Raw genomic sequence first — 25,006 nt, forward strand, 5'->3', positions numbered from 1 at the left:
TCCGTCGGAGCCCTCATCACCCGCTTGAGCAGTCAGGGAGCCGCGTCGGGAAGCGAAGCGCTTCACCTCGACGCCGGGAGCATTCCTGGGAGCTCCTCGCTCAGACATCGATCAAAGCTCCGATGTCTGAGCGGGGGCGAGGGTTCGGGGCGCAGGAAACAGGCCAGGCTAGGCCCGGGTCGACGCCCGGTCGGGGGCGACGGCGTGCCGCAGGGGTTCGCCGTGCACCAGTCGCCGCAGTTCGTCGCGTACCAGCTCACCCAGGCGGGCGCGTTCACGTCCCATGGCGCCGGCCAGGTGCGGGGTGAGGAGGACGTTCGGCAGGGTGAACAGGGGCGAGTCCGGCGCGGGCGGCTCCGGCCAGGTCACATCGAGGACGGCGGTGAGGTCGGGCCGGTCGCGGAGAACTCCGATCACCTCCGGCTCGTCCAGCACCGCCCCCCGGGCGGTGTTGATCAGCGTCGCCCCCTCGGGGAGGAGCGCCACGAGCCGCTCCCCCACGAGGCCTTCGGTCTCGGGCAGCAGCGGGGCATGGACGCTCACGACGTCACAGGAGGTGAACAGCTCGTCGATTCCGGTGAGTCGGACACCCAGCTCCGCGGCGGCGGCCGGGTCGATCACCGGATCGCAGGCGAGCACCTCGACGCCGAAGTTCCGCAGCAGCCGGGCGACGAGCCGGCCGATCTCACCGAGTCCGAGCAGGCCCACGCGGGAGCCGTACCCTCCGGCGACCGGCGGATCGTGCGGGAAGCGGCGGCCGACCGTCACCTCGCGGCCGAGGCGGTGCACCTGCTTCAGGCCGAGCAGGATCTGGGCGAGGGTGAACTCGGCGACCGGGACGGCGTTGGCGGCGGCCGCGGACACGATGGGGATGCCGCGGGCCCAGAACTCCGGCGGCGTCAGGTGGCGTACCGAACCGGCCGCCACCATCACCGCGTTCAGCCGCGGCGCACGGGAGAGCAGTGCCGCGTCGAGCACCGGGGCTCCCCAGCCGGTGAGCAGGACGTCGACCTCCTCCAACACGCCGGGGTCCCGGAGGAGGGCGTCGCGGGTGAGGGCGGGAGCACGCCAGCGCGCCAGGTGTCCGATGTCCGCCAGGACGTGGGCCGGGTAGACATCGGATCTGCGCTCCTCCTCCATGACCAGCAGGACGTTGGGCGTTGTGGTCGCAGCTGCCATCGGCTCGGCCTCCTGGGGCGTGGCGGTATCGGCGGGCCACACGATACATCGGAGGACAATCCTGATCCTGTCGAAGGGCTGGACAAAACTGCGGGCGATTGCTTGCATTCCACAGTCGATACATCCGATGTCTATGGTGAGGGATGGCTGGCATGCGTGTACTGAGGGTCGGCGAAGCGGGGGCGGAGCGTCTCGCGGTCCTGGACGGGGCCGGCGGGCTGCTCGACGCCTCGGGCATCGCCGACGACATCGACCACCGCTCGCTCGCCGACGGCGTGCTCGACCGGCTCGCCGAGGCCGTCGCGGCGGGCGCCCTGCCCGCCATGGACGTCCCCGTCGACCGCGTACGGATCGGGGCTCCGGTCGCACGGCCCGGGAAGGTCGTCTGCGTCGGCCTCAACTACCGTGACCACGCGGAGGAGACGGGAGCGGAGCTGCCGGCCGAGCCCGTGGTCTTCATGAAGGACCCGTGGACGGTCTCGGGGCCGTACGACGAGGTGCTGATCCCCCGCGACAGCGTCAAGACGGACTACGAGGTCGAGTTGGCCGTGGTGATCGGCAGGACCGCCCGGTACCTGGAGAGCGACGAGGACGCGCTCGCGTGCGTCGCCGGGTACGCGGTCTCGCACGACGTCTCCGAGCGCGCGTTCCAGTTGGAGCGGGGCGGCCAGTGGGACAAGGGGAAGAGCTGCGAGACCTTCAACCCGCTGGGTCCGTGGCTGGTCACTCCGGACGAGGTTCCCGACCCGCAGAAGCTCTCGCTGCGGCTGACGGTGAACGGCGTCGGGCGTCAGCACGGCACGACCGCGGACATGGTGTTCCCGGTCGCCGAGATCATCCGCTACCTCAGCCGGTTCATGGTCCTGTACCCCGGGGACGTCATCAACACCGGCACCCCGGCCGGCGTGGCCCTCGGCCGGCCCGAACCCCGGCCGTACCTGCGTCACGGTGATGTGGTCGAGTGCGGGATCGACGGTCTGGGCACCATGCGCCAGACCTTCCGGCAGGCCTGAGAGGAGACGCGCGTGCGGTTCACCCGGGACGACCTGCTGCTCTTCATCGGTGACTCCGTCACGGACACCGGCCGCGACCGCGAGGACCCCGCGTCCCTCGGCGACGGCTACGTCCGGATGATCGCCGAGGCCCTGCCCTCCCCCGCGACCGTCGTCAACCAGGGTGTCAACGGCCATCGGGTCCACGACCTGGAGGCGCGCTGGGCCACCGACGTCCTCGCCCTCGCCCCCTCGGTCGTCACCGTCCTGATCGGCATCAACGACACCTGGCGGCGCTACGACCGCGGACTCCTCAGCCCCATAACGGAGTTCGAGGCCTCGCTCGGCCGCGTCCTCGCCCTCGTGAAGGAGAAGTGCGCCGCCCGGCTGTTCGTCATGACGCCGTTCCTGCTGCCGGCCGGCCCCGAACAGGAGACGTGGTTCGAGGACCTCGCACCCCGCACCGACGCCGTCCTGCGCGCGGCGACCGCTCACGGGGCGACGGTGGTCCGCACGGACCTGGCGCTGCCGCGCGCCGCCGAGGAACACGGCGCGGCCGCCCTCGCCCCCGACGGGGTCCATCCGAGCCCGCTCGGCCACCGCGTCATCGCGCGCGCGTGGCTGGAGGCGGCCGGGGTGTACGAGGGGAGAACCCCGTCTGAGAGGCTGTGAGCATGACTGACATGCCTCTCTGGCGTCGGCCCACCCGTAGCGGCTGGCGCATCGCCGTCGACGACGCCCGCACCCGCGCCGACGTGATCGACGCCGTCGGCGACGTCCGGGCGTCCGTACCCATAGAACCCGTACAGCACTTCACGGGGTGGTTCGCCAAGCGCCAGAACGCGGTCGTGAACCAGGCGTTCGAAGCCGACGGTCCGTCGCTGCCCGGCCGGGGGACGAGCGCGATCTCACTGGATCCGCACGACCCGGACGCCTTCGTCGGCGACGGCGCCGCCGACGGGCGCCGTCGGGACAAGACCGGGCGGGCCGTCGTCCACGGCCGGAGCTACACGTTCCTGCACACCGACGGAAAGAGCGCGGACGCGATGCGGGACGGGACCCGCATCGCGTCGTTCGTCAAGCACGGCTTCCGCCCCCGGGACGGGCACGTCAGCCGCGAGGACCACCTTCCCCTGGACGAGACCGACGAACTGGTCCTCACCGTCTTCGAGAAGCTCCTCAGGCCTGGACGGCCCGGCGCCGTCTCCGACGCGCTGACCGACCTCAGCTGATCAGTGGCCCGTCCGGACGTCGCCCGGCTCCCCGAGGATTTCGTCAGGGGCAGCTGACGCGGATGTCGCCCGGGTCGGTGGTGCAGGTGTCCGTGCCGGCGCCGCCGTTGGCGGTGTCGTTGCCCGCGGTGCCGTCGGTGGTGGTGAGGCGGTCGTTGCCGTAGGAGCCGGCCAGGGTGTCGTTGCCCGGACCGCCGTTCAGGGTGTCGTCACCGTAGCCGCCGTCGATGTTGTCGTTCCCGAAGCCACCGTGGACCGTGTCGTTGCCGTAGCTCGACCGGATGGTGTCGTTGCCGCCGAGGCCGCAGATCACCTCGTTGCCGAAGCCGCCGTTGATGGTCTCCGCCGCACTGGTGCCGATGATCGTGCACCCGCGCGCGTTGTTCACCGAAGTGGTCGCGGTGGCCGTGTTGTCGGAGGACACGGGATCCTGCGGCGAGCCGCTGACGCCGGCCGCGTTCGTGAGGGTGCCGACGGCACGGGGTTCGGCCGTCACCGTGACGGTCGCGCTCGCGCCGGGGGCCAGGGAGCCGAGGGCGCAGGTGGCCCCGGTCGTGGTCGTCGTACAGGTTCCCTGCGAGGGAACGGCCGAGACGAGCGTCGCGCCGGTCCCGGAGAGCGTGTCGGAGAGCGAGACGCCGGTCGCCGTGGCCGTGGACGTCGCGGCGTTGGTGACCCGCACCGTGTAGGTGGCGCGGTCGCCGATGCTCACGGTCGTCGTCCCGGCCTTCGTCACCGACAGATCGGCGCTCGGCGGGGGCGGCGTCGTACCGTCGCCGCCCTGGTAGCGGGCGAGGGCGAAGGAGAAGCCCGCTCCGTACCCGGCCGCGACGATCTTGCCGTCGGGCTGGACGAGCACCCCCCGCGCCTCGTCGAAGTCGTTGAACCCGGTCACGACGAAGCCGTCGCCGCCGAAGCCGGTGTCCACCGAGCCGTTGACATTGAGGCGGGCCAGACCGAAGTCGTTGGCCTCGGAGCTGTCGGGGTCGTCCGCGCGTCCGGCGAGCACGATCTTGCCGTTCTGCTGGAGCGCCAGCCCGTACGCGATGCCGCCGTCGCCGGGGGCGTTGACCGACGTACGGCCTCCCGTGCCGAAGCCCACGTCCGGCGTGCCGTTGGCGTTGTAGCGGAGCGCGGCGAAGCCGAGGCCGCCCGAACCCGCGGCGACGATCCTGCCGTCGGGCTGGACCGCCACGGCGTTGCCGAACTCGGTGCCGCCGAAGTCCGCGGTCACCATGCCGTCACCGCTGAAGGTGGTGTCGAGCGACCCGTCGCCGTTGTAGCGGGCCACCCCGATGTCGAACGCGGTGTTGCCCACGTAGCCGACGGACACGATCTTGCCGTCCGGCTGCAGCGCCATGCCCCGGGCGATGCCGCCGCCGTCCTGCGGCGATGTGGGGGTGAAGCCCGCGACGACCGCCCCGTCACCCCCGAGGCCGGGGTCCAGGGAGCCGTCGGTACCGAGCCGGACGAGCGCGAAGCCTCCGCCGCCGCCCTTGCCTGCGGCGACGATCCTGCCGTCCGGCTGGACGGCCACGTCCGCGCCGTCCGCGGACCCGCCGAACTCCTCGACGCGCACCAGCCCGCCGTCGCCGAAGCCCGTGTCGAGACTGCCGTCGGTGTTGTACCGGGCCACGGAGAAGAAACAGCAGCCGCCGCCCTCCTCCGCGATCACCTCGGTGGTGCCCGCCACGACGATCTTTCCGTCGGACGGCTGGATCGCGACGGCGTTGGCGGTGTGCGTGCCACCACCGAAGTCGCTGGTCACCGTGCCGTCCCCGCCGAAGCCGGTGTCGAGGCCGCCGTCGGTGCCGTAGCGGGCGAGCGCGAAGCCCGCCTCGCTCAGACCGACCACGACCAGCTTGCCGTCGGCCTGCCGCGCGATGTCGTGGCCCTCCGCGAACCCGGTGACCGGAGTCGTCACCCGGCCGCCCACGCCGAACGTCGGATCCAGATCTCCGGGAGCGGCGAGCGCGGTGCCGGGCAGCGCGAGGACGAGCGCCATGCCGAGCGCGGCCGGCACCCCGGCCCTTCCGCCGGTCCTGCGCCGCCGATCCGCCGGTCTCAGCTGTACGTGGGTCATCTGCGTACGAACCTCCGTCTTCGTGGTGTACGGGGAGCAGCGCACAGCTTCGTGCCGTTGCGGGCCCCGTTCCGGCGGGCCGTGCCGGACTACGCTCACCGGCCCCGGGGAACCACCCCCGCGAGGGAGCGCACGGGGCGCGATCAGGATCGGCGGTCGCCCAGCGCCTCGCCGGCGCTCTGTTCACCCACTGACGGGCCGGTTCGGGAGTGCGGCCCGGACACCACGTACCCTCACATCGGAAACGCCCACCGGCCTCGCCGGGTGCGGCACGAACCGCATGAGCAGGGCGAGCAGGGAACGGAACATGACTCAGGCGCGGGGGCAGGACACGGAGCCCGGTGGGGGCGAACGGGATCGGGACCGGGCGTCGACGGTGCGCGTCTTCATCGCCCTCGCCCCGCCCGACGAGGCGAAGGACGAGCTGGAACGGCAGCTCCGGCCCGCCTACGACGCGTACCCCCGGATGCGCTGGAACCGCATTGAGGACTGGCACATCACCCTGGCGTTCCTCGGCGAGCTGCCGGCCGGGACCGTGCCGGCGCTCCGTCCGCCGCTCGCCGGACTCGCGGCGTCGCGCGGGCCGGTGGAGCTGGCGCTGCGGGGCGGCGGGCACTCCGACGAACGGGTGCTGTGGAGCGGCGTCGACGGCGACGTCGACGGACTCCACCGGCTGGCCGCCGACGTGCGCGACGTGGTCAGGGAATGCGGCATCCCCTTCGAGGACCGGCCGCTGCGCCCGCATCTGACGCTGGCCCGGGCCCGCCGCGACGACCTGTCCAGCGTGCCGGACGTGGCCGCCGGGCTCGCCGGCTTCACCGGTCGCCCCTGGCGGGCCGAACGGCTCCACCTGGTGGGCAGCGACTTCGGCCGGGGCCCGGGGCCGATCCGGTACCGCGACATCGAGTCCTGGTCGTTCGGCGGGCGCTGATCGGCTGTCGCCGGTGCATCGCCCCGGGGTCCGTGAAGGTGCCCCGTCCGGGCGCCCGCGGCTGCGAGGATGCCCGACATGGAGACGACACTGAACGGCACACGCGCCTCGGCCGCGGTCGGCGACGCGGGCTGGCGCTATCTGCTGGGCGGCCTCCGCACCGCCGTCACCGTCGCGTCGATGGCGCAGGCGGCCGACGTGGCGGCGCTCGCGGTCGCCGCGTGCGGCCACGACGCCGACCGGCACCTGGCCGTGGACATCCGGGCCGGACGGGTCCTGCTGACCCTGCAGTCCACCGAGCACGCGGCAGTGACCACCCTGGACGTCGCACTCGCGCACCGGGTGTCCAGCGCCGTCGGCGGGCTGGGACTGCGCACCGGGCCCGAGATCGCGACGGAGGCACCGCGGTCGCTCCAGCTCCTGGAGATCGCCATCGACGCGCTCGACATCGCCGCGATCCGGCCGTTCTGGAAGGCGGTCCTCGGGTACGCGGACGAGCCGGGCCCCGACGGAACGAGTGCCGGCCTCCCGGGCGCCGCACTCGTCGACCCCGTGAGGCAGGGCCCGGCGGTCTGGTTCCAGCGGATGGACGCCCCACGCCCGCAGCGCAACCGCGTCCACTTCGACGTCTGCGTGCCGCACGACGAGGCGGCACGGAGGATCGACGCCGCGCTCGCGGCGGGCGGCCGGCTCCTGTCCGAGGACCGGGCCCCCGCCTTCTGGGTCCTGGCCGACGCCGAGGGCAACGAGGCCTGCGTCACGACGTGGCAGGGGCGGGACGACTGACCCCCGCACCCTTTCCGGCGGCGGCGTCCGCGCTTGTCGAAACCGTTCGGGGGTGCTCACGCGTGTTTCCCTGTGCAGTGATCGCTCCGGAAAGGGAATCACCTTGTCCATCACAGGTTTCAGCCCGTCCCGTCGCAGTGCGCTCGGCCTCGGCGCCGGTGCCGCGCTCGCCGTCGCGTTACCGCTCGGCGGGACCGCGAACGCCTCCGCGCCCGGCGGGGAGGACCTCGTCGCCCGGCTCCGGGAGCTGGAGGAGCGGCACGCCGCCAGGCTCGGCGTGTACGCCCACGACGTGCGGACCGGGCGCTCCGTCGCGTACCGCGCCGACGAGCGCTTCCCCATGTGCTCGGTCTTCAAGACCTTCGCCGTCGCCGCCGTGCTGCGCGACCTCGACCACGACGGCTCCTTCCTCTCCCACCGCATCCACTACACGGCGGCGTACGTCGCACGGTCCGGCTGGTCCCCCAGGACGGAGCTGCCCGAGAACCTCGCCAACGGCATGACGGTCGGTGAGCTGTGCGACGCCACGCTGCGCTTCAGCGACAACACCGCCGCCAATCTGCTCCTCCGCGAGCTGGGCGGCCCGAAGGCAGTCACCCGGTTCGCGCGGTCGATCGGCGACCTGACGACCCGGCTCGACCGCTGGGAGCCCGAGCTGAACTCGGCGGAGCCGTGGCGCAGGAAGGACACCTCGACGCCCCGGGCCGTCGGGCGGAGCTACGGCCGCCTCATCCTCGGCGACGCGCTCCCGAGTCAGGACCGGGAGCGGCTCACGCGGTGGATGCTCGCCAACACGACCAGCGGCGAGCGGTTCCGCAAGGGGCTGCCCGCCGACTGGCTCCTCGCCGACAAGACCGGCGGCGGGCGCTACGGCGGCAACAACGACGCGGGCGTCACCTGGCCGCCGGACGGCGGCCCGATCGTGCTCACCGTGCTGAGCACGCGCTTCGTGGAGGACGCGGCGCCCGTCGACGCGCTGGTGGCCGACGCGGCCGCACTGGTGGCGGCGGAACTCGGCTGATCGCGAAAGACGTCGAATTAAATCGCTTGAGCGTCGCCGCGGGCTTTCCTAGGCTGTGGTCACACGCTGAAAGGAGGTGATCCGAGAACATGGTTTCTTTTCGGATTCGTGAGGTGACTGCGGGCTAACGGCCTGCCGTCGCACTCTGTGCACCTCGGCAGGTCATCTGCCGAAAACCACGCAGTCACCCGACCCGTGGGCCGCCGGTAATCCGGTCGGCTCCCGTCCGAACTCGAGCGGACGGGACCAAGGCCCACGGGTCGTCCGCGTTCCCGGGCTCCCGCACTCCGCTGCTGTGAGCCGGATCACAGGGAACCTTCGGGCGGGACCTCTCCTCCTCGGGGTGTCGGCGCGCTGCGTCGCCGGCCTCGGAACGGAGGGGAACCCCATGGCGGTCATCGACATAGAGCGGCCTCGCACGATCATCGGCGGGCGCGGGGTCGCGGCCCTGCTCGCCGTCCTCGCGCTCGTGCACGTCCTCTGGGCCACCGGCCTGACCTGGCCCGCCGCCGACGAGCGGGCCCTGTCCCTCGCCGTCCTCGGCAGCGTCGTCTCCTTCGGGCCGGCCGTGGTCCTGCCGCTCGCGGTGTTCGAGGCGGCCGCGGCGTTCGCCGTCGCGCTCCACGCGCGCGGTGGTGGCCGCCGACGCGGCATCCCTCGACTGGTCACGGCCGGCGTCGCCACCGGGATACTGCTCCGCGGAGCCGCCGGGCTGGTGTGGATCGTCGTCGGCAAGGACGGCTCGGGAACGGCGTTCCCATGGCTCAACGCGCTCGTGTACACACCGCTGTGCCTGGTCTTCGGAGGGGCGGCCCTGCGTGCCGCCCGCTGACCCCCTCCGCACCGTCGAAGCGGCCGCCGCCGTCGGGTCCGCCGCCACCGTCGCACCCGCCGAGCGGGGCGTCGCGTTGGTCCGGGCCGCCCGGCGTGGCGACACGCTGGCCCTGCACGAGCTGCTCGATCACCTCACCCCGTACATCTCCCGGATCTGCCGTCCCATCGCGCTGGACGACGGACCGGACGCCACGCAGGAGGCCCTGGTGGCGGTCTTCACCTCGCTGCGTTCGCTACGGGAGCCGGAGGCGCTGTACGGGTGGGTGCGGGCGATCTCCGTACGGGAGGCGGTTCGGGTGGCGAAGCGGGCGGGGCGGGCGCGGCCGGCCGAGCTCGCCGACGTACCGGAGCGGGGTGATCCGCAACTGGCGGCCGATATCGACGACGTCCTGGCCAGGCTGTCCCCCGCGCACCGGGCCGTTCTCGTGCTGCGGGACATCGAGGGGATGGACGAGGAGTCCGTGGCGGCGCTCCTCGGCGTACCGGCCGGCACGGCGAAGTCCCGGCTGTACCGGGCCCGGCAGAGTTTCCGAAAGGCGTGGTCCGCGTGAACGAGAACACGGTGAACGACGAGAGCACCGAGAGCGCTGCGGGCCATGCGGTCATGGGGAGCCGTGGGGGCGTCGAGGGCAGAGGCGGCCTGCCGCTCGACGACGTACGACGGATGCGCGTCATGGTCGCCGGCGTCCGGGGGGCCCGGCTCGTCGAGCGGGTGCTCCCCGCGCCGCTCCCCCGCGTCTGGCAGGTGATGGGCGATCTGGAGGGCGGCTTCGGGGAGTTCCAGCCCGACATGCGGTCGGTCAGGATCCTGCGGCGCGACGGCGACCGGGTGGAGGCCCTCGCCCGCAGCCGCTATGGGCTGCGGGCGCACTTCCACGGCGTGCTGCGGCCCGGCTGGTGCTGGCTGCAGAGCCGGTTCCTGGTGATCGGGATGGCGGCCGCGGAAGCCGAGGAGGAGAGCGGGCACACCCGGGTCGCGCTCACCGGCGGCGTCCGGGTTCCCGGGCGCGCGGCGCTGGTGCCGTTCGGCGCGCGGCGCGAGCTGGAGGAGGCGATGACGCGGCTGACCGGGCGGGTCACCTGACCGGCGCCGCCGGGCGGGGGCTCACCCTGAGCGAACGAGCCATACGACTCTGGCTGGATCTTGCCCTTCAACCCCTTGCCATGATCATATTCAGGCCTTTCTTGTGATCATTACCTGGGGGCAGAACATGACCAGAGGCATGGACCGTCGTTCCGTCATACGCGGCGTGGCGACAGCGGGAGCCGGAGTCGCCGTCGGCGCTCTGGCCACGGGCGGCACCGCGTACGCGGCCGGTTCCGGGGGCGACCCGTACAGCGTCGATGTCGTCAGCAAGGGCGCGGACCCGACCGGTGCCACCCCGAGCGACGCCGCCTTCCGTGCGGCCGCCGCCGAGGTCCTGGCCTCGTTCCAGCCGGGCCCGATCTCCGGGGCCATCCCGAAAAAGGTCCTGGTCGTCCCGCCCGGCACGTACCTGCTGACCCAGCCGGACTCGCTCCTGCCGAACGTCGACGGCGAGGGCAACGGCGGCATCGTCGACGGCGTGTCGATCACCGGCTACGGCAAGCGGCTGTCGCGGATCGTGTACGCGCCGACGGCCGACGACACCACGCTCTGGACGAACTACCAGCGCTACAAGAACATCCGCATCTCGGGCCTGACGTTCACCAGCACCAACGCCACGTCGAGCTTCAACTACGCCTACTCGTCGGCCGAGTACGGCGTCCAGGACACCTGGTACAGCGATGTCGAGTGGCGCGGCAGCTGGAAGCGGGGCATCGGCCTCGACGGCCCGGCCACCACGTCCAACCTGAACAGCGAGATGGGCTGGGACCACTGCCAGGTCGGCGGCTCCTACTCCGACGCCTTCCTCGTCATGGGGATGACGACGGCCGCGACGCAGCAGGACCAGTTCCTCAACTACTGGTTCCGCGACTGCAAGGTGGAGTACCAGTCCGGGGTGTTCGTGAAGAACAACCGCGGCGGTTCGATGAACTTCGTCGGCGGCTCGTACATCCTCACCGACGCCGCGTCCACCGGCACGTTCTTCCAGCTCACCCCCGACGCCACCACCCGGGCCGACTCCGTCATGCGGCTGTACGCGCAGGGCATCCGCTTCGAACTGCGCGGCGTCGGCCACAAGGTCATCGACTCCCGGTGGTACAAGGGCAACATCACCTTCGAGTCCTGCGACGACACCGCACTGAGCTTCAAGTCCTGGGCCCCGAACGCCGTCACGCACGTCTACGACTTCAACGCCAACGGCGCCCGCGGCCCGATGGTGCGATACGTGGACTGCGGCCTCATGGGCTCGCACCAGGTGTCGACCGGGTCCACCCCGACCACCTACGGCAAGGTCCTGTACGACGGCTGCCGCTTCATCGACATGTCGACGGCGACCGGGACGACCGGTTTCCTCCGCTGGACCGGTACCCTCGCGCCCCGTTACGAGATGCGTGACTGCCTCATCGGCGCGAGCTACCTGGCCGACGTGAAGAACCCCGCCTGATCCGCCTGCCGCGCCGCGGTTCATCGTGCGTACACCTGGACTTCGGAACTCCGGTCGGGCGGAGGCCGCCGGGCCGACACGGAAGGGCAGCACGCTCACGCAGGACGTACAAGCCCCCCTCCCCTGAGGAGACTTGCGTGACTCGCCCCCGTACCGCCAGGTCGCTCGTGCTCGCCGTCACCACGGCGCTCGCCGCGGCCGCCCTCGCCGTGCCCGCCCAGGCCGACACCCGGAGCCAGGCCCGCCACCACGGTTCCGCCCGCGCGCTGCCGGTCGTGACCCCCCGCGCGGAGACGCCGGTGCTGCACGACGACGACGCGGGCGGCAACGCCGACGCGGACGACCCCGCCATCTGGCGCAACGCCGCCGCCCCCGGCCGCAGCCTCGTCATCGCGACCGCCAAGGAGGGCGGGCTCCGCGTCTACGACCTGGACGCGCGCCCGGTGCAGTCGATAGCCGCGCCTCCGGCGGAGGGACCTGACGACGCCCCCGGCCGGTTCAACAACGTGGACCTCGTCCAGGGGCTGCGGCTCTCCTCGGGCCGGGCCGACCTGGCCGTCACCAGCGACCGGGGCCACGACCGGCTGCGGTTCTACCGCATCGACCGCGACCGCACCGGCGGCCCGCTGACCGATGTCACCGACCCCGCCGCCCCGGCCGTCTTCTCGCGGGACCAGGCCGAGATCAACGAGCAGCGGACCGCCTACGGCCTGGCGACCTGGACGGACCCGGCGAACGGGAAGTCCTTCGCGCTGGTCAGCCGTCGTGAGCGGACCGGCATCGCGCTGCTCGAACTGCTTCCGGCCGCCGGCGGCAAGGTCACCTACCGCACGATCCGCACGCTCGACCTGCCGGCCTCCTTCCGACTGCCGAACGGCACCTCGTGGGCCCCGTGCGGCGAGCCCGGCGAACTGCCGCAGGTCGAGGGCATGGTCGTCGACCCGGCCAACGGCATCCTGTACGCCGGCCAGGAGGACATCGGCATCTGGCGGCTGCGCGCCGACCTCACCGGCACGCCGAAGCTGGTCGACAAGGTCCGCGAGTACGGCGTCCCCGGCGTCTACGACGAGGAGACCGAGGAGTGCACGCCGGGCGCCGACCCCGGCTACGGCGGGACCAGGATCTCCTCGGACGTGGAGGGTCTGACCCTGATCACCGAGCCCGGTGGCGACGGCTACCTGCTCGCCTCCAGCCAGGGCGACGACACCTTCGCCGCCTACGACCGCGAGCTCACGGACCACAACGAGTACGAGGGCGGCTTCCGCGTGGCACCCGCGAACGACACCCTCGACGGCTCCGAGGAGTGCGACGGCGCCGCCGCCCTGAACGCCCCGCTCGGCTCGAAGTACCCGAACGGTCTGCTCGTCGTGCAGGACGGCCACGACGCCCCCGGCGACGGCGACCGGGACTCGACCAACTTCAAGTTCGTCGACCTCGGCTCCGTCCTGGACGCCCTCGACGACTGATCCGCCGCACGAGTGCCCTGCGCTCCCGCACCGGCCGCCGCGCCGTCACGGTGTGGCGAGGAGCGCCGCCACCGCCCGGGCCGTGGCGGGGTGCCGCGTCGTCAGGGACGGCGCGGCGACACCCGGCCCCGCGGACGACCAGGGCTCGCCACCGCCCAGGAGGTCCGCGACGGCGTCGCAGGTGGCGCGGTGGGTGAAGAGGAGTCCCGCACCCGCCACGGCCGCCGGGCCCGTCGCCGGCGCGTCCGCCGGGGCCCACCCGTCCGTGCGGCCCAGGAGCTCCGCGACCGCGTCGCACGTCGCCGGGTGACGCGGGAGCAACACCGCGCCGCGTGGCGCGGGTGCGTCCGGGGACGCCCGGGCCGCCGGCCGCGCGTGCCACGGCGGGACCCAGGTGTCCAGAGCCGCGAGGCGCGCCGGGAAGATCCGGCCCGCCTCGCGGATGAGCAGCGGGGCGAGGTCGGCGGCGCTCGACCGCAGCGTGGTGATGAGAGTGGGCAGCCAGGGCAGCAGGACGGGGTCGGGGAGCCGTCCGAAGGCGTTCGACACCGCTTCCACGACGACGTCGGCGAGTCCCGGCACCGGCTCCAGCGCGTGCACGAAGCCACTCAGGTAGCGCGGGTACGAGGGCACCACCAGGGGATTGCCCAGGAGTTCGTCGCAGCGGCCGCGCAGTTCGCCCCGGGAGAGCGTGCCCAGCTGGACCTGGGCGGCCCACAGCAGGGCCGTCTTGGCCGGGTCGTTCGGGTGGGACTGCGCGACCGCGAGCTCCAGCTGCGTCCGGTCGCAGCCGAGCGACAGCGCCAGGCTCTCCATGCTGAACAGGAAGCCCAGCATCGCCGCCACCTGCCCCACCGTCGCGTCCTCGTCCCGGAAGGCCGTCGGCAGCAGCGTGCAGTAGTGCGCGTACCCGGCCCTGACGAAGGACTCGATCCACGGCGGGAGGACCGGTTCGCCGGTGCGGTAGTACGCCAGGAGGCCGCGCACCCTGCGCAACACCTCCGGGGCGCCGTCCACGGTGCGCTCGCCGGCGAGGACCTCCAGGGCCCGGCCGCCCAGCTCGTCGGCGAGACGCCGGCCGCCGAGGTGCAGCGTCGCGTCCTCGACGGCCGCGAGGACCTCGGCCGTGGTGGCCCGCGGGCCGTACGCGACGCGGCGCAGCCGCTGCTCCAGCACCTGCTCCAGGCTCACGCCCTCGTAGCCGAGCTCGATGAGCGCGCGCTGGTGCGTGCCGAGCGAGAGGTCCCAGGACTCCTGGATCGACCGCTCGCCGAGCCGCCGCTCCCCCATCACCGTGCGGGCGGCGCCGGGCGGCAGGAGGCGGCGCAGCATCCACAGGACGTCCGAGCAGGCGCGCAGCTCCGGCCGGGAGGCCATGTCGAGCAGGGCTCGCCGGACACCGCGCTGCTGGAGGTTCAGCTCCAGGGGCGCCAGCCGGTCGTGCACGTCACGGGCGAGGGGCGGCAGCGCGTCGTAGCCGACCTGTCCGATCCGGTCGCCGCCCATCATGATCTCGACGAGCCGCCGCACGTCCCGCCGGCCGGGGACGGTGTCCTTCTCGATGCAGGTGACCGCGGCGTCCTGGAAGTCGTACGGCGTCGGCTTGGCCCGGTCCCGCATGGCGGCGAGCAGGATCGACGTCTCGAACACGGCGATGGCGTCCGCGGTGGAGGCCAGATAGCCGCTGCGGCGGGCGGCGCGCACGATGTCCACGGACCAGCCGAGCAACTCGGCCTCGTCGAGGGTGTGGAGGACCGGAGGCTGCCGGAGGAAGCCGGTGAGCCGGTCCTCGGTCGGACCGGACTCGGGGACGGGCGTGGGGCCGGACGCGGGTACGGGCGTGGGGCCGGACGCGGGTACGGGCGTGGGCGGGGCCGCCGGGGCCTTCGCCGCCGTCTTCCGCGCGCTCGGCTTCCTCGTACCGGACTGGCCCTCCAGGCGGTACGGCTTCACCCGGGTCCGCTTGAGGTTCTTCGCCCATTCCGTCGCGGCGATCGACACCGAGCCGGACGCGAGGCCGAACTGTGCCTCGATCGCCGCGTGGCTGGAGGGAATGAGCCCGTACTGCCAGGTGGTGGCGGTCCGCGGGGAGATGGTGAAGTCGCCCGCGCCGTGCACGCCGAACTCGTCGACGCGGCTGGCCGCGTGGAAGGCTCCGCACACGTACAGGCAGTCCTCGGGGTCGGTGCCGGTCGCGGCGAGGTGCTCGCGCATCCGGGTCCACATGTAGCGCTCGCGGTCCTCGTCGACCCGCACCCGCTCGCCGCGGCCCGGGGCGAGCCGCCGGAACAGGCTGCCGATGAGGAACATGACCTGGCGGTAGGTGTCGTGGTCGCTGTCGCCGAGCGGGACCTCGACGTACTGGTGCCACCATTCCGACCAGTGCCGCACCTTGCCGTGCCGCAGCAGGTGCTCCTCCAGTTCGGCGAAGCGCGGTCGCAGATCGCCGATCTCGACGCCGACGGCCTCGCCGTGGAGCGCCGCCTCGGGCTCGGCCCCTGTCCCGGCTCCGGCCGGGGGTTCGGTGTCGCTTGCGGCCGGGTGGGGCTCGCCGTCGGTGGGCCGGCGGGTGTCCCACTGGAAGACGTGGTCGGAGGAACGGTCGACGAGGACGAGTTCCACGCCGGGGGTGTCGAGGGCGTAGGCGATGGCCTGGTACTCGGCGGACGCCTCCGTGATCGGGGCGACGACCGAGAGCGGCGCCCAGTCGGGCGGGAAGCCGGCGATGTCGCTCGCGAAGGCCTGGACGGCGACGGGCAGCCGGCAGTTGCGCAGCTCGGTGAGGAGCGGGGCCATGTCCTCGCACAGCTCCAGGTACACGACCTTGGGCTGCTTCTCCCGCAGCCGGCGGGCCATGGCGAGGGCGGAGGCCGGTGAGTGGTGGCAGACGGGGAAGATCTCCAGCGGCTCGGCGGCCGCCCGGTCGACATCGTCGACCATGCCGAGCAGGATGCCTTCCAGCGCGTCCTGGCCGCCGGCGAACTCCGATGCGGCTTCGTGGAGTTGACCGCGCAGGGCGGCGAAGGAGGCGCTCGTGGGCCTCTCGGAGGTGACGCTCATGCCAGCTTCGCGATCGCCTCGCGGCCGCCCTCGAGGAACTCGGGCCAGGAGCCGCCCTGCTCCTTGCCGCGCGGCTCGACGACACCGTGCAGGTACTTGTTGAGGATGGCCAGGTCCTCGGGTTCGCGGCGGGCGAGCGTACCGACCAGGGAGGCGGCGAGGGCGCGGGCCGTGAGCGTCCGCTCGCCGAAGAAGTCGCTGTGCAGGACGGCGTCCTCCAGGACGCCGATCTGCTCGGCGGTGGAGAGCGCGGACTCCAGCTTCTCGTCGTCGCTTCCGGCCGCGGCGGCGGAGGCGCGCAGGTCGGCGAAGCTCTGGAGGAGGACGTCGAGGAGGGTCGGCGGCACGTCCAGCTCGATCGAGTGCCGGCGAAGGAGTTCCTCGGTGCGGAAGCGGACGATCTCCGCCTCGCTCTTCTTGTTCGTGACGACCGGGATGCGGACGAAGTTGAAGCGGCGCTTGAGCGCGGAGGACAGGTCGTTGACGCCGCGGTCGCGGCTGTTGGCGGTGGCGATGACCGAGAAGCCCGGCTGGGCGAAGACGATGTTCTCGCCGCCGGCGCTGTCCAGCTCGGGGACCGAGATGTACTTCTCGGAGAGGATCGAGATGAGCGCGTCCTGGACGTCGCTGGTGGAGCGGGTGAGCTCCTCGAAGCGGCCGATGGTGCCGGTCTCCATCGCGGTCATGATCGGTGAGGGGATCATCGACTGGCGGGACTGGCCCTTGGCGATGACCATCGAGACGTTCCAGGAGTACTTGATGTGGTCCTCGGTGGTGCCCGCGGTGCCCTGGACGACCTGGGTGGAGTTGCGGCTGATCGCGGCGGCGAGGAGTTCGGCGAGCCAGCTCTTGCCGGTGCCGGGGTCCCCGATCAGGAGCAGGCCGCGGTCGGAGGCGAGGGTGACGATGGAGCGCTCGACGAAGCTGCGGTCGCCGAACCACTTCTGCGTCACCTCCCGGTCCAGGCCGTCGGCGCGCTCGGAGCCGAGGATGAAGAGGCGGACCATCTTGGGGGAGAGACGCCACGAGAACGGCTTGGGGTTGTCGTCGATCGACTCGAGCCAGTCGAGTTCCTCGGCGTACTTGATCTCGGCGGGGGCGCGGAGCAGGTCGGACATGCGAGAGGCCTTTCTGGGCTGGCTCAGGTGAGGAAGGTCTTGAGTTCGTGCACGAGCTTGTCGATGTGTCCGGAGACGACCGGGGTGCCGAGCGCCTTGAACCGCTCCCGGAACCAGGGGTTGACCTCCTGCCGTCCCGAGCTGGTCACCGAGCCGACGGGAATGAACCGCACGCCGGACCGGTGGACCGCCTCGATGCCCTCGAACAGGGGCTGTGACCGGTCGAACTCGTAGAAGTCGGAGATCCACACCATGACGGTGTTCTTCGGCTCGGCGATCTTCGGCCTGGCCATGGCCATGGCGACGGGTCCGTCGTTGCCGCCGCCGAGATTGGTGCGCAGGAGCACGTCGAACGGGTCGTGCACCCAGGGGGTGAGGTCGATCGCGCGGGTGTCGTAGGCGATGAGGTGGACGTCCACCTTGGGGAGCCCGGCGAAGATCGAGGCGAGGATGGTGCAGTTGACCATCGAGTCGACCATGGAGCCGGACTGGTCCACGACCACGATGAGCCGCTGCGGTGTGGTCCGCCGGACGGTGTGCCGGTAGTAGAGGCGGTCGACGTAGAGCCGCTCCTCCTCCGGGCTCCAGTTGGTGAGGTTCTTCCAGATGGTGCGGTCGAGGTCGAGGTTGCGGAAGACCCGCTTGGGCGGGACCGAACGGTCGAGCTCCCCGACCGTGGCCTTCTCCACCTGGGTGCGGAGCACCTGGGCGACCTCGTCGACGTAACGCCGGATGAGGGACTTGGCGTTGGCGAGCGCGATGCCCGACAGGTTTCCCTTGTCGCGCAGGAGCTGCTCGATCAGCGACATGCTGGGGGTGAGCCGGGCGGCGAGCGCCGGGTCGGCCAGCACCTCGCGCAGCTGCATCCGGCGGACGAGGTCGGCCTCGACGGCGCCGAGTTCGAGCCCCGCGCCCTCGCCGTCGAAGACGGCCCCGGCGCCCCGGCCTCCGCGCAGCCCGCCGGGCGGACGGCCGAGCGAGCGCTCCAGCCAGCCGGCGTCCGACTGCCAGCGGGCCAGCTGCCCGGCGGAGACCGTTCCCGATCCGGTGGAGAAGACGTTGAGCAGCAGCTTCGAGGCGAGTGCGGCGCGCCGCACCTCGGCCGCCCGGTCGCGGGCACCGGCCGGATCGGGCTCCGGTGTCATCAACCCGTCGAATTCGTCGGCGAGTTCCGGATGGCGCTGGACGACGGAGTCGACGGACGCACCCGGGTCGAGCAGCGCGGACGGCAGGCCGATGTCCTCGACGACGGCGAGGCTCGCCGCCTCCAGGGCGGCCTGCTCCTCGGGGTCGAAGAGCCGGGCGAGGAGCCGCCAGTAGAGGACCTGACGACGGTTGTCGTCGGCGTCGGGGACGGCCGGGGAGGAGGAGGCCGGCGAGGTACCCGCCGGGGGATCAACGGGCGGGAGGTCGCCGGGCCGGAGGCCGGCAGGCGGGAGGCCGGTGGACGGAAGGCCGGTGGACGTGGCGTCGGCGGGCGTGGCGTCGGTGTCGGTGTCGGTCATGCGCGCAGCAGCTTCCCGGCTCGTTCGCGCAGCACGGCGACGGTGTCCGTGGCCGCCTTCTCCGCCCGGGCACCCGCCTTGTCGGCGGTGCCTCCGGCCCACGCGCCCGCGTGCACGGCGACGGTCTTCTTCCGGACGGTCGTCTCGACGGCGAGCGGCTGGAGGACGAACTCCCCGGCGTCCCAGCGGAGCAGGCCCAGGCACGCGCCGGACGCGGCGACCGCCTCCGGGGTGAGCGGACCGGCGGTCGGGACGCGGTCGGTGTCGACGGCCAGCCGGTGTCCGGCGAGCGAGAACGTGAGCCGGCCGTCGCCCTCACCCCCGTGCTCCACCGCGTATCCCTCCAGGAGGACGGGGACGGCGATCCGCGCCGGATGACGGTCCAGCGGCGCGGTCACCGGGTCGGCTGCGGTGGCGAGGGCGACCCGGGCCGTCCCGAAGGGGTCGGCGGGCTCTCCCGTACGCGCCCGCTCGTCGTCCCAGAGGAGGTCGCCCTCGTCCGTGACCGGCATGCCGTCGAGCTCCATGGCGCGGCCCTCCCCCACGGCGGCGAGCAGCGACATCCGCGGCCGGAGGAGCTGCCACAGACCCGCGCCCACGACCGTGTCCGGCTTGGGCGCGGACACGGCCGCCCGGACCAGCCGCGGCTCCGTGCCGTCCGCGGGTTCGAACACCGCGTGGACCTGGGCCTGTACGGCCGTCGCGTGCTCCTGTACGTCCACGCCGAGCGGCAGCAGACGGCCGGTGGCGGTGGCCGGGGCCGGGGTCCGTGCGGCGCCCGGCAGGGTCAGGAGCAGGGCGCGCGTCCAGAGGTCCGCCCAGCGGCGGACCGGGACGCGGTCCAGGGTGGCCCCGGGGCAGGAGGCCGCGAGTTCGGCGGCGAAGCCGTCCAGCAGGGTGGCCTGGCGGCGCAGTCGGGGGTCCGGCAGCATCGCGGAGACGACGGGCGCGGCGCCGGCGACGAGATCGTGGTCGATGCCCTGCCAGCCGGCCCGGGCGAGGTCGCACAGCCAGGCGCGGGCGGCGGCGAGCACGTTGGCGCCGGGCTCGTCCGCCACCGCGTCCGGGGCGCTCCGTTCGGCGCCCGGCCTGCCGGTGATGTCCGCGACCCGTTCCGTCAGGGCGTCGTGGACGGAGCCCATGAGGGCGGTCCGGGCGGCGGCGAGCGCCACGAGGTGGTCCTCTCCCGCGGCACCGGCGGCGGCCTTGTCGGCCGCCTCCGCCACCAGAGCCGCCAGCGGCGACCCGGCCACGGCGGTGGCGAGGGCCGCCAGGCCGTCGGCCTGGTCGGGCCGCGGGCGCAGCAGTCCGGAGACCAGCACCCGGTCGAAGGCGTCGACGGCGGACAGTGCCTCGTCGAGCCCGTCGACGGGGTCGGTGAACAGATCCGTACGCATCAGGCGGCCGTCCTCGTCGGCGGGAACCACTGCATCTCGGGCAGCGGTGCGGTGGTCGGCTCCAGTTCCAGATAGGCGAGGTGCCGCAGGAAGCGGCTGAACACGGGCGCCGCCGCCGAGGTGTCGCCCTGCTGGGGGCGCGTGGCGGTCATCAGGGCGACGAGCTGGTGCGCGTCGGGGCCGGTGTCCGACGCCTCGCCCGTGTCGGCCTTCAGGTAGCGGGCGACCCGCTCGGCGCCGTACTGCAGGACGGCCTCGCCGACGAGCGCCCGGATGTGGTTGCAGAAGGTCCCCCGAGCGCCGCCGCAGGGGCGGTTGTTGTTCGTGCTGCAGGCGAACGCGTACGTCCCGGTCGCGATCGAGGACACGTACACGCGTCCTGCGTCGGACCCGCTGGACACGACTCCCTGCAACCGTCCGTCGGCCAGTTCGACGAACGGCACCTTGGCGAGTTTCCGCGGTCGCGCGGGCGGTACCACCCGCGCCGTGCTCGACAGCTCCCAGACCGGCAACGTACCTCTCCCATGCACGTCAAAGGGGATGTTCTCGCCGGTGCGGCGGAACAGGAACGAACCTATCCCCGGCCACTGACAACGTCCTGAAAGCCTGTCCCGACGACGTCCGCCGGCACCCCCGACGAAGCTTCCGGACGCAAGGGGACGGCCGGCCGGCTCCGCGCTCTCCGTGACGTGGAGGGCGCGGATCCGGCCGGCCGTGAGCGCGCTCCCGGGCGGGCGCGACCCGCGAAGAGAGCGCGCCCTAGTAGGACTTCGCCAGGACGTGTGCCGCTCCCGGGACGCCGACCTCCAGGAGGGCGTCCTCCTCGGCGGTCGTCTCCCCGCCCGTCTCCTGCTTGAGGACCGCGCGCGACAACGCCTGCACCCACATGGCCCGGGGCCTGCGCCTGGCCTCCCAGGTCTCCAGGGCCGCCGGCACCGAGGCCGCCGTCCCGAGCGACTCGGCGAGGACGAGGGCGTCCTCGACGGCCATGGCCGCACCCTGGGCGAGGTGCGGGGTGGAGGCGTGGGCCGCGTCACCGGCCAGGGCCACCCGGCCCACGTGCCAGGGCTCTTCGACGGTCACCTGGGAGATGCGGGAGTAGACCACGGCCGCGGGGTCGGTGACGGCGGCGAGCGCCTCGGCGACCGGGCCGGAGAACAGGGCGAGGCGCTTCGCGAGCTCCTCGTGCGCGTGCTCGGGGTCGGGGCGGAAGTCCTCGGCCTCGGCGAACACGGCGCCCAGATACATCAGTTCGTCCGTGATCGGGGTGAGCAGTGCCTTCGCCTCCTTGCCCGCCGTGGCCATCACCACGCCCCGGACGTCGGCGGGGCGGGGCAGGGTCACCCGCCAGTTGGCGAAGCCGGTGTACGCGGGCGCGTACCGGTCGCCGTAGAGCCGGGTACGGAGCGGCGAACCGATCCCGTCGAAGCCGACGACCAGGTCCCAACGGCCGGCGGAACCGTCGGAGAGCGTCACGTCGACGCCCGTGCCGTCGTCGTCGAGTGCGGTGATCGTCACGCCGAACCGCACCGTGGCGCCCGCGGCGACGGCGGCGTCACCGAGGACCCCGGCGAGCGCGGGCCGCGGTATGCCGTTGGCGGCCGGCACGTCGCCCATGCGGGGTTGCGGGATGCGGGCGAGGGCGTTCCCCGCGGGGTCGGCGATCGTCAGGACCTCCCAGGGGAACCCGGCCTCCAGGCACGCGTCGAGGACGCCGATCTCCCGCATGACGTGCAGGGCGTTGGTCGGCTGGATGATGCCCACGCCGAGCGCGTCGAGGGCGTCGCGGATCTCCGCGACCTCCACGCTGTGGCCGCGCCGGGCGAGGGCGGTGGCGAGCGTGAGGCCGCCGATGCCTCCGCCGTGGATGAGGACGCGCAGGGATGGTGCCATGTCGGATGTCTCCAGAACGTGTCGGAAGGCGGGCGGAGATCGCAGGGCGGGCACCCCTGGATCGAGGTCGAGCGCGGCCCGATCCCTTCCGCCGTACGGGTGTCGTATCCGTCGGATCACTCCGAAGCGCGCACTGTAGCCGCGAAGTGATCATCTGTCATCGCCCGGTCCGCGCGAGCGGTCACCGCCCGGGAACCTGTCGACACCCCGTTGCCGGTCGGGTGGGGCCACCGGCATGGCATCGCCCGCGGGGCGGTGTCGGGAGGACCGGCTACCCTTTCGCCCGCGGGGAACTCATGGGGAGGCATACGCGGTGTTGACCTTGGACGCGGCGCTGGTCCAGCTTGACCACAGGGCCTCGGCGAAGCGCCGTGCGGCCGCCGGGCGACTGCGCCGACTCGCGGTCACGACCGCCGGCCCGTCGCTGTTGCGGGCCCTCCGGCGCGAGGTTCTCGACCCGCGGACGTGGGAGACCCAGTACGAGATGGTCATGGCGCTCGGGGCGTGCGACCACCGGCCGGCGGTCCCCTTCCTGAGCGAGCTGGCACAGCGGCCCATGGAGCACACGAGCGTGTATGCCGCCCTCGGCGACTCGATCGTGCGGTTGCGCGGCGCGGAAGAGGGCGTCTCAGCCCCGGTGCGATGGTGTCTGAGCCTCGGAACGCCCCAGCTCACCGACGGCGCCCTCCGCGCCGTCGCCATGCTGCGCGCGGTGCCGGATCCGGAGACGGTCGACCTCGTCCTCGACCGGCTCGTGCCCCTGCGTCCTCACGACGGACTGCGCTTCTGGGCCGCGGCCGCCGCGGCCGGTTGGCCGGGTGAGCGGGTGCGCGCCTTCCTGGAGAGCTGCGCGGCGGGTCCGCGGACGGATGTCGCCGATGCGGCGGCCACGTCACTGGAAGGCACGTACCAGACCTACCGGCCGCTCTGACCCGACCCGGACGGATCCTGGGCGGAGGGGGTTGGACCAGGCGGGTTCAACTCGGCCGGCGACAGCTGATCAGGACTGAGAAACGGTCGTCCTGGACGAGGATGAGCGCATGGTGAAGGGTGTCGTGCTCGACGCGGTGAACGCCGCTCTGGCGGAGTTGTGCCAGGAGTTCCGCGGACTGGACAGCGGGCACCTCGCCTCGTACATCCCACCGCTGGCGCAGGCGGATCCCGACGACTTCGGGATCGCGCTGGCGAGTGCGGACGGGCATCGCTACCGGGCGGGTGAGGCGGACAGGCTCTTCACGATCCAGTCGGTGTCCAAGCCGTTCGTCCTCGCGCTCGCACTGGGCGAACTCGGCGGGGCCGAGGTCTTCCGCCGCGTGGGGGCCGAGCCGAGCGGTGAGCCCTTCAACGCGATCAGTCTGGACCCGGTGACGGGGCGCCCCGCGAACCCCATGATCAACGCGGGGGCCATCGCGACCACCGCGCTGGTGCCGGCCGCGAACAGGGAGCAGCGGTTCGCGCGCATCCTGGAGACGCTGGGCCGCTTCGCCGGGCGTCCCCTGGACGTCGACGAAGAAGTCTACCGGGCCGAGGTCGCCACGGGCGACAGGAACATCGCCCTCGCCCATCTGATGAAGGCGGCAGGATCCCTCGCGGGTGACCCGTCGGAGGCCCTGGACGTCTACTTCCGGCAGTGCGCGATCCGGGTGAACGCCGTCGACCTCGCGGTGATGGCCGCGACTCTCGCGAACGGAGGCGTCAATCCGGTCACCGGCGAGAGGGTCGTCCCGGAGCCGGTGACCGTTCAGGTCCTGGCCGTCATGGCGACGTGCGGGATGTACGACGGTTCGGGCGACTGGCTGCTCCGGGTCGGGCTTCCCGCGAAGAGCGGTGTCTCCGGGGGCCTGGTGGCCATCAGTCCGGGACGCTCCGGACTCGGCTCGTACAGTCCCCTGCTGGACACCGCCGGGAACCCCGTCCGCGCGGTCGCGGCGCTGGCCGTGCTGTCGCAGGAACTGGGACTCCATCTGATGCACAGGCCCCCGCCCGGCACCCCGACGATCATCGAGCCCGGCGCGGGCGACGGGCCCGACGGGGCCGCGTGGTCCCGGGCCGAAGGCGAGGCGGCACCGGGCGGCCTCTCCCCTCGGGTCGCGGCGCAGGGGCCGCTCGACTTCACCGGTGCCGAACGGTTGGCCTACGCCCTGGCGGAGCGCCTGCCCGAGGTCGGCCACGGGCGCGCGGTCATGGACCTCGTGCAGGTCACCGGCGTCGACGCCGCCGCCGAACGCCTCTTGCGTGGGGTCCTGGAACGCCTCACCGCCAGGGGGCACCGCATCGGCTTCGTGGGCGAGGCCGCGGTGCCCTTCCGTGGCCAGGGGGTCATGCTCGCCTCACGATCGGCGGCCGTGGAGTGGGCGCGGCCGCCCTCGTGAGCGGTGGCGGAGGGACGGTGACGGCCGGGGTGCGGTGGAGGATCACGCCGCGCCGTGCTTCCGGAAGGACGTGCTGTCCGTGGTGAGCGCCCAGATCACGAGGATCGAGATGGCCATCGAGAAGAGCGCCCACCAGGGGTGATAGGGCAGGAACAGGAACTGCGCGACGGTGTTCAGGACGGCCAGGGTGATGCCGCCCATCCGTCCCCACTCGGATCCCATGAGGATTCCGGTGCCGGCGAGTCCGACGAGGATGCCGAGGATGAGATGGGTCCAGCCCCAGCCGGTCAGACTGAACTCGAAGACGTAGTCCCCGACGCGGGTGTAGACGTCGTCCTTGGCGATGGCGGCGATGCCCTGGAGGATGTCGAGGATGCCGATGACCACCATGAGGACACCGGCGAACAGGGTTCCGCCTGCGGCCCCTCGTGCGCTCGCGTCGGCGCCGGGTGGGCGGGGTGCGGTGTTCTGGCTCATGGGGTCATCGTCCGGCCGTCGCTCCGGGAGCGACCGTTCAACTGGGCCGAACGAGTGAACAAGCACCGGCCGCGCGACACGGCCGGAGCCGGCCGAACGGTAGGCGGCCTCGTCGGGGCTGTGAAGCCG

22 protein-coding genes are annotated in these 25,006 nt (G+C 72.8%); 13 read left to right on the forward strand and 9 right to left on the reverse strand.

Going from position 1 to position 25,006, the window contains the following annotated elements; genetic code table 11:
• Positions 1-168: 168 nt before the first annotated feature.
• A complete protein-coding gene (locus OG392_RS02630; RefSeq protein ID WP_329275107.1) occupies positions 169-1,179 on the reverse strand; it encodes a hydroxyacid dehydrogenase in 1,011 nt (336 codons plus the stop codon).
• 152 nt (positions 1,180-1,331) lie between these two features.
• Here OG392_RS02630 and OG392_RS02635 point away from each other — a divergent pair, with 152 nt between their 5' ends.
• From OG392_RS02635 to OG392_RS02645, 3 genes are read left to right on the forward strand one after another with little or no spacing between them, the layout of a single operon-like run.
• The gene (locus tag OG392_RS02635; protein ID WP_329275108.1) at positions 1,332-2,192 is read left to right on the forward strand and encodes a fumarylacetoacetate hydrolase family protein; all 861 of its coding nucleotides are present in this window, start codon (positions 1,332-1,334) and stop codon (positions 2,190-2,192) included.
• A 12-nt stretch (positions 2,193-2,204) separates the two neighbouring features.
• The gene (locus OG392_RS02640; RefSeq protein ID WP_329275110.1) at positions 2,205-2,843 is read left to right on the forward strand and encodes an SGNH/GDSL hydrolase family protein; all 639 of its coding nucleotides are present in this window, start codon (positions 2,205-2,207) and stop codon (positions 2,841-2,843) included.
• Positions 2,844-2,845: 2 nt separating this feature from the next.
• A complete protein-coding gene (locus OG392_RS02645; RefSeq protein ID WP_329275112.1) occupies positions 2,846-3,403 on the forward strand; it encodes a hypothetical protein in 558 nt (185 codons plus the stop codon).
• 43 nt (positions 3,404-3,446) lie between these two features.
• Here the strand turns inward: OG392_RS02645 and OG392_RS02650 are convergent, their stop codons facing one another.
• Positions 3,447-5,486, reverse strand: a complete 2,040-nt coding sequence (locus OG392_RS02650; protein WP_329275113.1) for a calcium-binding protein — start codon at positions 5,484-5,486, stop codon at positions 3,447-3,449.
• Positions 5,487-5,793: 307 nt separating this feature from the next.
• On the opposite strand from OG392_RS02650, the gene thpR reads away from it, so the two are divergent.
• The 8 genes from thpR to OG392_RS02690 all read left to right on the forward strand — a co-directional run bounded on the left by thpR (position 5,794) and on the right by OG392_RS02690 (position 13,055).
• Positions 5,794-6,417 (forward strand): RNA 2',3'-cyclic phosphodiesterase, encoded by a 624-nt coding sequence (gene thpR, locus OG392_RS02655; protein WP_329275114.1) that lies wholly within the window; start codon positions 5,794-5,796, stop codon positions 6,415-6,417.
• Positions 6,418-6,495: 78 nt separating this feature from the next.
• On the forward strand, positions 6,496-7,203 hold the full coding sequence (locus OG392_RS02660) for a VOC family protein (RefSeq protein WP_329275116.1): 708 nt from the start codon (positions 6,496-6,498) through the stop codon (positions 7,201-7,203).
• Between the two features lie 103 nt (positions 7,204-7,306).
• Positions 7,307-8,224, forward strand: a complete 918-nt coding sequence (gene bla, locus OG392_RS02665) for a class A beta-lactamase (RefSeq protein ID WP_329275117.1) — start codon at positions 7,307-7,309, stop codon at positions 8,222-8,224.
• A gap of 388 nt (positions 8,225-8,612) precedes the next feature.
• Positions 8,613-9,056 carry a DUF3995 domain-containing protein gene (locus OG392_RS02670; protein WP_329275118.1) on the forward strand — a complete coding sequence of 148 codons (444 nt, stop codon included), beginning with the start codon at positions 8,613-8,615 and terminating at the stop codon, positions 9,054-9,056.
• On the forward strand, positions 9,043-9,609 hold the full coding sequence (locus OG392_RS02675; RefSeq protein WP_329275119.1) for an RNA polymerase sigma factor: 567 nt from the start codon (positions 9,043-9,045) through the stop codon (positions 9,607-9,609). The genes OG392_RS02670 and OG392_RS02675 overlap by 14 nt, the downstream gene beginning before the upstream one ends.
• Positions 9,606-10,142: a hypothetical protein gene (locus OG392_RS02680; RefSeq protein ID WP_329275120.1), complete on the forward strand. Its 537-nt coding sequence runs from the start codon at positions 9,606-9,608 to the stop codon at positions 10,140-10,142. Before OG392_RS02675 ends, OG392_RS02680 begins: the two co-directional genes overlap by 4 nt.
• Positions 10,143-10,281: 139 nt before the next feature.
• Positions 10,282-11,589 carry a hypothetical protein gene (locus OG392_RS02685; RefSeq protein WP_329275121.1) on the forward strand — a complete coding sequence of 436 codons (1,308 nt, stop codon included), beginning with the start codon at positions 10,282-10,284 and terminating at the stop codon, positions 11,587-11,589.
• Between the two features lie 137 nt (positions 11,590-11,726).
• The gene (locus OG392_RS02690; RefSeq protein WP_329275122.1) at positions 11,727-13,055 is read left to right on the forward strand and encodes a phytase; all 1,329 of its coding nucleotides are present in this window, start codon (positions 11,727-11,729) and stop codon (positions 13,053-13,055) included.
• Between the two features lie 45 nt (positions 13,056-13,100).
• Here the strand turns inward: OG392_RS02690 and OG392_RS02695 are convergent, their stop codons facing one another.
• From OG392_RS02695 to OG392_RS02720, 6 genes are all read right to left on the reverse strand, one after another.
• Positions 13,101-16,115 (reverse strand): hypothetical protein, encoded by a 3,015-nt coding sequence (locus OG392_RS02695; protein ID WP_329275124.1) that lies wholly within the window; start codon positions 16,113-16,115, stop codon positions 13,101-13,103.
• Positions 16,112-17,233 carry an ATP-binding protein gene (locus OG392_RS02700; protein WP_329275125.1) on the reverse strand — a complete coding sequence of 374 codons (1,122 nt, stop codon included), beginning with the start codon at positions 17,231-17,233 and terminating at the stop codon, positions 16,112-16,114. Before OG392_RS02700 ends, OG392_RS02695 begins: the two co-directional genes overlap by 4 nt.
• Before the next feature lie 23 nt (positions 17,234-17,256).
• The gene (locus OG392_RS02705; RefSeq protein ID WP_329275126.1) at positions 17,257-18,738 is read right to left on the reverse strand and encodes a VWA domain-containing protein; all 1,482 of its coding nucleotides are present in this window, start codon (positions 18,736-18,738) and stop codon (positions 17,257-17,259) included.
• Positions 18,735-20,135, reverse strand: coding sequence for a hypothetical protein (locus OG392_RS02710; protein ID WP_329275127.1), 1,401 nt, complete (start codon positions 20,133-20,135; stop codon positions 18,735-18,737). Before OG392_RS02710 ends, OG392_RS02705 begins: the two co-directional genes overlap by 4 nt.
• The gene (locus OG392_RS02715) at positions 20,135-20,647 is read right to left on the reverse strand and encodes a hypothetical protein (RefSeq protein WP_329275129.1); all 513 of its coding nucleotides are present in this window, start codon (positions 20,645-20,647) and stop codon (positions 20,135-20,137) included. Before OG392_RS02715 ends, OG392_RS02710 begins: the two co-directional genes overlap by 1 nt.
• A gap of 247 nt (positions 20,648-20,894) precedes the next feature.
• Entirely contained in the window at positions 20,895-22,028 is a 1,134-nt protein-coding gene (locus OG392_RS02720; RefSeq protein ID WP_329275130.1) for an FAD-dependent monooxygenase, read from the reverse strand.
• 313 nt (positions 22,029-22,341) lie between these two features.
• Between OG392_RS02720 and OG392_RS02725 the strand changes: the two genes are divergently transcribed.
• Together OG392_RS02725 and glsA are read left to right on the forward strand one after the other, a co-directional pair.
• Complete coding sequence (locus OG392_RS02725) at positions 22,342-22,959, forward strand: HEAT repeat domain-containing protein (protein ID WP_329275132.1); 618 nt, start codon at positions 22,342-22,344, stop codon at positions 22,957-22,959.
• A 109-nt stretch (positions 22,960-23,068) separates the two neighbouring features.
• The gene (glsA, locus tag OG392_RS02730) at positions 23,069-24,400 is read left to right on the forward strand and encodes a glutaminase A (protein WP_329275133.1); all 1,332 of its coding nucleotides are present in this window, start codon (positions 23,069-23,071) and stop codon (positions 24,398-24,400) included.
• A gap of 42 nt (positions 24,401-24,442) precedes the next feature.
• Here glsA and OG392_RS02735 read toward each other — a convergent pair whose 3' ends face one another.
• On the reverse strand, positions 24,443-24,877 hold the full coding sequence (locus tag OG392_RS02735) for a DUF7144 family membrane protein (protein ID WP_329275134.1): 435 nt from the start codon (positions 24,875-24,877) through the stop codon (positions 24,443-24,445).
• Positions 24,878-25,006 lie beyond the last annotated feature (129 nt).

The organism is Streptomyces sp. NBC_00691 (genome assembly GCF_036226665.1).
Lineage (GTDB): Bacteria > Actinomycetota > Actinomycetes > Streptomycetales > Streptomycetaceae > Streptomyces.